The 6,907-nt window shown below is 70.2% G+C and carries 5 protein-coding genes; all 5 read right to left on the reverse strand.

The annotated features are described in order from the left end of the window. Positions 1-1,181: M20 family metallopeptidase (locus ACFE8Y_RS19955; RefSeq protein ID WP_375466115.1), on the reverse strand; the 1,181-nt coding region annotated here is incomplete at its 3' end. 28 nt (positions 1,182-1,209) lie between these two features. Continuing rightward, positions 1,210-2,091: an ABC transporter permease gene (locus tag ACFE8Y_RS19960; RefSeq protein ID WP_375466116.1), complete on the reverse strand. Its 882-nt coding sequence runs from the start codon at positions 2,089-2,091 to the stop codon at positions 1,210-1,212. A gap of 68 nt (positions 2,092-2,159) precedes the next feature. Then, positions 2,160-3,077: an ABC transporter permease gene (locus ACFE8Y_RS19965; RefSeq protein ID WP_375466117.1), complete on the reverse strand. Its 918-nt coding sequence runs from the start codon at positions 3,075-3,077 to the stop codon at positions 2,160-2,162. Between the two features lie 102 nt (positions 3,078-3,179). Then, complete coding sequence (locus tag ACFE8Y_RS19970; RefSeq protein ID WP_375466118.1) at positions 3,180-4,706, reverse strand: ABC transporter substrate-binding protein; 1,527 nt, start codon at positions 4,704-4,706, stop codon at positions 3,180-3,182. A 998-nt stretch (positions 4,707-5,704) separates the two neighbouring features. After that, positions 5,705-6,229, reverse strand: coding sequence for a MucR family transcriptional regulator (locus tag ACFE8Y_RS19975; RefSeq protein ID WP_375466119.1), 525 nt, complete (start codon positions 6,227-6,229; stop codon positions 5,705-5,707). Positions 6,230-6,907: the final 678 nt, after the last annotated feature.

Raw genomic sequence — 6,907 nt, forward strand, 5'->3', positions numbered from 1 at the left:
CTCTTGCCGGTGCTGGCGCGGATCGAGTCCATCGCCCAGCCGACCCACGGGTCCTCGACCGGCAGGCGCGTTGCCCGGAACACCTCCGAGCGCGCCGCCCGCACCGCGACCATCGGGAAGCCGTGCGCGTCGAGGTGCGCGCGCAGGGCGCCGAGCAGGTTCTCCCAGTCCGTGCCGACGACGAAGCGCAGTTGCAGCGTCGCCTTGGCCGACGGCGGCACCGCGTTGAGCGGTCCGTCCGGATCGCCGGTCTTGAAGGCCAGCACTTCGAGCGTGTTCCAGGCGAAGACCCGCTCGGCCGGGCTCAAGCCGGGCTCGCCCCAGTCGGCGTCGATCCGCGGCGCCGTCGGGTCCTCGCCGACGCGGATGTCCCTGAGCGCCGCGCGCACGCCCTCGGGGATCGGCGGCGGGCGCAAGGCCTCGACCCGGATCGCGCCGCGGGCATCGACGAGGCTCGCGATCGCGTTGGCCAGCACCGTGCCGGGGTTGCGCAGGAGCCCGCCCCAGTTGCCGGAATGGTGGGCGCCCGCGCGCAAGTCCACGATCAGCTCGAAGGTGTAGCCGCCGCGGGAGCCGAGGAAGAGGGTCGGGCGCTCGGCGTTGAGCCGCGGCCCGTCCGAGGCGATGAGCACGTCAGCTGCCAGCATTGCGGCCTGCGCCCGGCAGAAGGCGCGGAGACCGGGTGAGCCGGCCTCCTCGCCCATCTCGATCAGCACCTTGGCGTTGAAGCCGAGTTTCCCGTCCCATGCCGCCATCACCTGAGCGAGTGCCGCGAGGTTGAGGACGTGCTGGCCCTTGTTGTCGGCGGTGCCGCGCCCGTACCAGCGGTCGCCCTCGACCACGATCCGCCACGGGTCGAGGCCCGCGCGCCACTGCTCGGGATAGCCGCGCACGGTGTCGCCGTGGCCGTAGACCAGCACCGTCGGCAGGGCGTCGCCCTCGTGCCGCGTGGCGATCAGGAAGGGGCCCTGGAGGCCGTCCGGGTTGTCGAAGATCCGCGTCGCGAAGCCGAGGCGCGCGAGGTCGGGCACGAGGCCGTCGGTGAGGTAGGCGTGCAGCACCGGAACCTGGCCGAGGGCTTGGCTCTCGGTCGGCATCGCGATCTTCTCGCGCAGGGCGGCGAGGAAGCCGCCGTCGTCGTAGTGCTGGATCGCCCGCGCGATCGCGTCGTCTCGGCTCATGGTTCGGCTCGTGTGGGCGGGGCCGCGCTCAGCGCCGGCCTTCGGGGGCGGTGATGTCGCGCACGCCGTCGCCGACGAGGTTGATCGCGAGCACCAGGATCAGCAGGGCGACGCCGGGGATGGCGATCACCCAGGGCGAGAAGACCATGTACGGCTTGCCCTCGGCGATCATCAGGCCCCACGAGGGCAGCGGCGGCTGGACGCCGAGGCCGAGGAAGGAGAGCGCCGCCTCCAGCAGGATCGCGTGCGCCATCTCCAGGGTCGCCACCACGATCAGCGCGTTCAGGATGTTGGGCAGGATCTCCTGGCATACGATGCGCAGGTCGGTGAAGCCCGCCGCGCGGGCGGCGGCGATGAAGTCGCGGTCGCGGATCTGCTGGGTCGCCGCCCGCGTCACCACCGCGAAGCGGTCCCACAGCAGCAGCCCCAGCACCAGCACCACCACCTTGAGCGAGCCGCCGACCAGCGAGGCCATGGCGAGCGCGACCAGCACCACCGGCATGGCGAGCCGGGTGGTAACGACGTAGCTCACCACCGCGTCGACCCGACCGCCGTAGTAGCCGGCGCAAAGCCCGAGCGCGGTGCCGATCAGGCCGGAGATGGCGGCGGCAGCCAACCCGATCAGCAGGGAGATCTGGCTGCCGTAGACGAGGCGGCTGAGATAGTCGCGCCCGAGCTTGTCGGTGCCGAGGGCGTGCGCCCACGTGCCCTTGGCCTGCCAGATCGGCGGGATCAGGCGGCGCGACACGTCCTGGGCGTAGGGATCGTGCGGCGCGATCAAGGGGGCTGCGAGCGCTGCGAGACCAATCACGGCCAGGATCACGGCGCCGATCATGAAGCCGCCGTGGCGCAAGGCCCGCCACAGGGCGAGCGCGGTGGGCGAGCGGGCGGGCGCGGGCGAGGCGGACACCGCGGGCGGCTCGGCTTCCGGCGGAAGCGTCGGCGCCGGGAAGGCGGCGGGCGCAGGGGTCGGCGCGGTCACGACTGGCGCAGGCGCGGATCGAGGGCGGCGTTCAGGAGGTCGGCGGCGAGCGTCAGGGCGATGTAGATCATCGCCAGCACCAGCACGATCGCCTGCACCACGGGGAAGTCGTTGCGGGCGATCGACTCCCAGGCGAGCTGGCCGAGGCCCTGAAGCGAGAACACCGCCTCGATCACGATCGAGCCGCCGAGCATGAACCCGAACTGCACGGCGGCCAGCGCGATCACCGGGATCACGGCGTTGCGGAGCGCATGCCGGATCAGGATCTTGCGCGGCGGAAGACCCTTGGCGCGCGCGGTGCGGACGTAGTCGGAGGCCAGCACCTCCAGCATGCCGTTGCGGGTGAGCCGCATCACCGCGGGCATCGCGTAGTAGCCGAGCGTCACAGCCGGCAGCACGAAGTGCTTCCAGGTCGCGTTGCCCGAGACCGGCAGCCAGCGCAGGTTGACCGAGAAGATCATGATCAGCGTCAGCCCGAACCAGAAGCTCGGCATGGCCTGTCCCAGCACCGAGACGAACAGCGCGGCGCGGTCGATCCAGGTGTCGCGACGGACCGCTGCGAGCACGCCGAGCGGGATCGCCACGAACAGCGCGACCGACAGCGCGACGACGCCGAGCAGCAGCGTGATCGGCAGGCGGGCGGCCACGAGGTCCACGACGCACTCGCGGAAGTAGTAGGAGTTGCCGAAGTCGAGGTGCAGGGCTCGTCCTGCCCAGGCGAGGAACTGCACGATCAGCGGCCGGTCGAGGCCGAACTGCCTGCGGATCTCCTCAACCTGCGCGGCGGTCGCCTCCGGGCCGCCGATCGCGCTGGCGAGGTCGCCCGAGAGGTGGAGCAGCAGGAAGCTCGCCACCGAGACGGTGACGGCGACGGCACACGCCACGAGGATGCGCCGAAGCGCGAAGCGCAGCATCCGGCTACGAGCCTTCCCGCCGGCGCGGAGCGGATTCGTATGTCTGGGGTGGTCGTCTTCTCTTCACGTCAGCCGGCCTCCACCTGACGCGACATGACTCCGCTACTTCCACTGCGCCGCGTAGAAGCGCGGCACCTCGTCCGGCTGCGCCGTGAAGGCGAGCGCGTCGGTGAAGGCGTAGTTCGTCGAGTAGGAGAACATCGGCAGCGCGTAAGCCTGCCCCGCGATGCGCGCCAGCGCCTCGGCGTACTTCGCCTTGCGGAGCGCCGGATCGGTGGAGCCGTCGCCGGCCTGGAGCAGCGCGATCGTCTCCGGGTCCCTGGTCAGGTCCTCCTCGCCGCCCTTGAAGTAGACGCCGTCGAAGGCCGAGACGTCGTTGACCGAGAACGAGCCCCAGGTCTGGAAGGCGATCGACACCTTGCCGGAACGGATCAGGTCGCGCAGCGCCGCGTAGCGCAGGTAGTTGAGCCGGACCCTGATGCCCACGGCGCGTAGGTAGCCGATGACGGCCTCGGCGTACTCGCGCTCGCGGTAGGCCCCGAGGTCGATCTCGAACCCGTCCGGATAGCCGGCCTCCTTGAGGAGCGCACGCGCCTTGGCCGGATCGTAACTGTAGCGCGTCACGCCCGCGTCGGTGCAGCCGAACTGCTCGATGAAGCAGGCCGCATTCATCACGCGCGCTCCGCCGCGCACGAGGTTGTCGACCATCGCCGTGCGGTCGATGGCGTGGGAGATCGCCTGCCGGACGCGGGCGTCCTTGAGCGGCGAATTCGCCATCGCGCGCCCGAGGGTGTCGAACTGCAGGAAGCCGACGCGCATGGTCTCGGAGTTCAGGACCTCGACGTTCGGGGCGGTGCGGAGCTGGTCGGCCTGGTCGCTCGGCACGCGCCAGATCCAGTCGACGCCGCCGGTGAGCAGCTCCGCCATGCGGCTGTCGCCGTCGGGGATGACGCGGAACTCGAGCCGGCCGATCTTCGGCGTGCCGAGCGGGCTGCCCGGCCAGTAGTTCGCGAAGCGCTCCATCTTCACGCCGCGCCCGGTCTGGACCGCCGTGATGCGGTAGGGGCCGGTGCCGACGGGTGCCCGGGCGAACCCGTCGAGGCCGACCTTGCTGAAGTAGGCCGCCGGGAAGATCGGCATCGGACCGGAGAGGTACTCGAAGGCTGCCGGAAACGGAGCCTTGAGGTGGATGCGCACGGTGCGGGCGTCGACCACCTCCGTCGCCTTCATCCACGCGACGTTCTGCTTCGTGACCGTGCGCGCCTCGGGCGTCAGCACGTAGTTGAAGGTGAAGGCCACGTCGTTGGGGGTGAGCGCGTCGCCGTTGTGGAAGGTCACGCCCTCGCGGATCGTCAAGTCCAGCGTCGTGTCGTCGACCCATGTCCAGGCGGTCGCCAGCATCGGCCTGTACTGGCCGGTCGCCGGGTCGCGGTAGATCAGCGTGTCCCAGACGTTGCGGGCGAGGATCACGCCCTCGCGGGCGCTGTTGTGGTAGGGGCTGACGTTCTCCGGCTCGGTGTCGGAGGCGTAGACCAGCGTATCCTCGGCCTTGCCGGCCAGCGCCGGCGCCGCGTTCAGGAAGGCCAGCACGGCCGCGAGGGTTCGGGCCGCGAGGGTTCGTATCGCCATCGGCCGATCTGCCTCTCGTTCCAGTCTCGGTCGGGGGGAGGCACCGGTCAAGCACGGCGACGCCCCCCCGGTGTGCAAGCCTCGTGGCAGCGAGTGGGATGGCGCATCGGCTGCCGCGAAGGGCGCAGCTCCGACCGCCGGGCGGTGGCACGCCGCCCATGAAGAACCTCTCTTTTCCATCATGGCTCATGGATTCTGGCATGGATCGCAGCCGGGACTTGCGGTCGTGGCGCAGGCCGGAACCGGCAGGAGCGTGACGGCGTCTGGAACGAGGCCGTCGGCGCCGTGCCAGCCGGCGCCCGCACGCATCGGGACGGTGGGGCACCGGGAGCGACGGTGCGGCGGATCTCGACCACGTGCGCGCTCATCGCCTCGGAATCGCACCGGGTCCCGACGCGGCCGGCGCCCGTGCCCGGGACAGATCGCCCCGACGCTGTCGGCCGTGCGCGGGTCCTTGAGCGCGGGTCCTTGGGGCGCGGCCGGCCTCGGGCCGCAGCGTGCCCGGCGCCGGGGGGCGCGTGCTTCCGGCCGAGGCGGGCCTCGGCCTGCCCCCACACCGCGATCGGGGTGCCTAGCGGCCGCCGTTCCCGGATCTCCGTCAGCGCGGAGGGCAGGGTCTTCCCGCAGATCCGGGCCCGGGCCGCGCGCGACGATCCGGGCCGGAGCTTGGCGCTGCGCCTTGCTCAGCCTGGGAGATGGCCCAGGGCTTTGCCGCCGATCAGCCTAGCCGGCCTAGCACGAAGGCCAGACCCTCGTCGCGCGCCGACCCCGCCGATCCAGGCTGCATCGGTAGACCACCATCATCGATCCCGGCCAGCGCCGAGCGCCGCCGGCCCTGTCCCGCAGCCCGGCCTTGGCCGGACGCCAAAACTCGTGGCCCGTAGCGTCCTCGCGCAGCGAGACTGCTACCGACTTGGCACACCCTCCCAGCGCGCCACATCGCATCCGATCAGCCGCCGATGCGACAATCCATGCGGCGCTCTCACGCCCGGTCGGTCTCAGCCGTCCTTCTTCTTCCGCGGGCCTCGGGTCTTCTTCTCCGGAGCGGCCACCTCGGCGGGCTCTGCCACGGCGTTGTCGGGCTCGCGATCGGCGGCCTTCGCCACGCTCTTGCGGCGCTGCTGACCGAGGCCCAGCGCGCGGGCGAGTTCGGAGCGCTGCTCGGAGTAGCTCTGCGACGTCATCGGATAGTCGGGCGCAAGCCCCCACTTGGCGCGATACTGCTCGGGGGACAGGCCGCGCAGGGTCAGGTGCCTGCGCAGCGTCTTGTACTGCTTCCCGTCCTCGAAGCTGATCAGGTAGTCGGGCGAGACGGAACGGCGGATTTCCCCCGCCGTCGCCTTTGCCGGGCCCGTCTCGACGACGGCGGCGTTCTCGCCCGAGACGCCCATGATCGCCTCATGAACATCGCTCAGGAGCTTGGGCAGCTCCATGCTTTGAACGTGATTGTTGCTGACATAAGCGGACACGATGTCTGCTGCGAGGGTGATGAAGCGGGCTTTGTCGGTCTCAGGGTGGGTCATGAGCGTCGTGCCGTCTTTTCGATGCCGGAAGGATAGTCGCGACCGTAAGCTCAGATCTGAAAGTCTGCAAGTTGCCTCAATCGCTTTCGTCTTGAAGGTCAACAGATAAATTCACATGCCGGGTACTCAGTCGCGGTCCCTTGAACGAAAACCTGAGATTGCGCGCGAATCTTGCAGGAGCCGTGATCCTAAAAAAATCAATTGCGGACAACCGTCAAATGGAACGGTCCCACCTGCATGCAGGCTTTCCGATCTTGAACGACCGTGCTTCTGCGCCGGATCTTGGCGCGTGGGCTTTGCCGCAGCGCGGCGGCCGATACGCCGCGACGTCGGATTCCGCGAGGGTGACGGGCGACCGGCGCTGGTTACGACCGATATCGCCTCACGAAGCGCCCGCACAACCGCCGCGGTCGGTCGGGCCATGACGGTGCATCGGGCGTTCCATGCGGACCTCTAAGCCGTGCCTCGGCTTGAGACACGCTCCGGCGGAGTGGATGTCAGGGCTTTGTCCAGCGCGGCAGTCGCCGTCTCGCGCGAAGATGCAAGTGCTCCTCCGTCGATGGCCGCGTGCGCGGCCGCGCTCAGGCACTGATCGATGGTGCGCCGCCTCGCACTGGACCTCCTCAGCGTCCAGTTGCGTAGACGGTTGCGGCGGATGCGACGGGTCCTGCGATGGAG

It is taken from the genome of uncultured Methylobacterium sp. (genome assembly GCF_964242245.1).
In the GTDB taxonomy this organism is placed as follows: Bacteria; Pseudomonadota; Alphaproteobacteria; order Rhizobiales; family Beijerinckiaceae; genus Methylobacterium.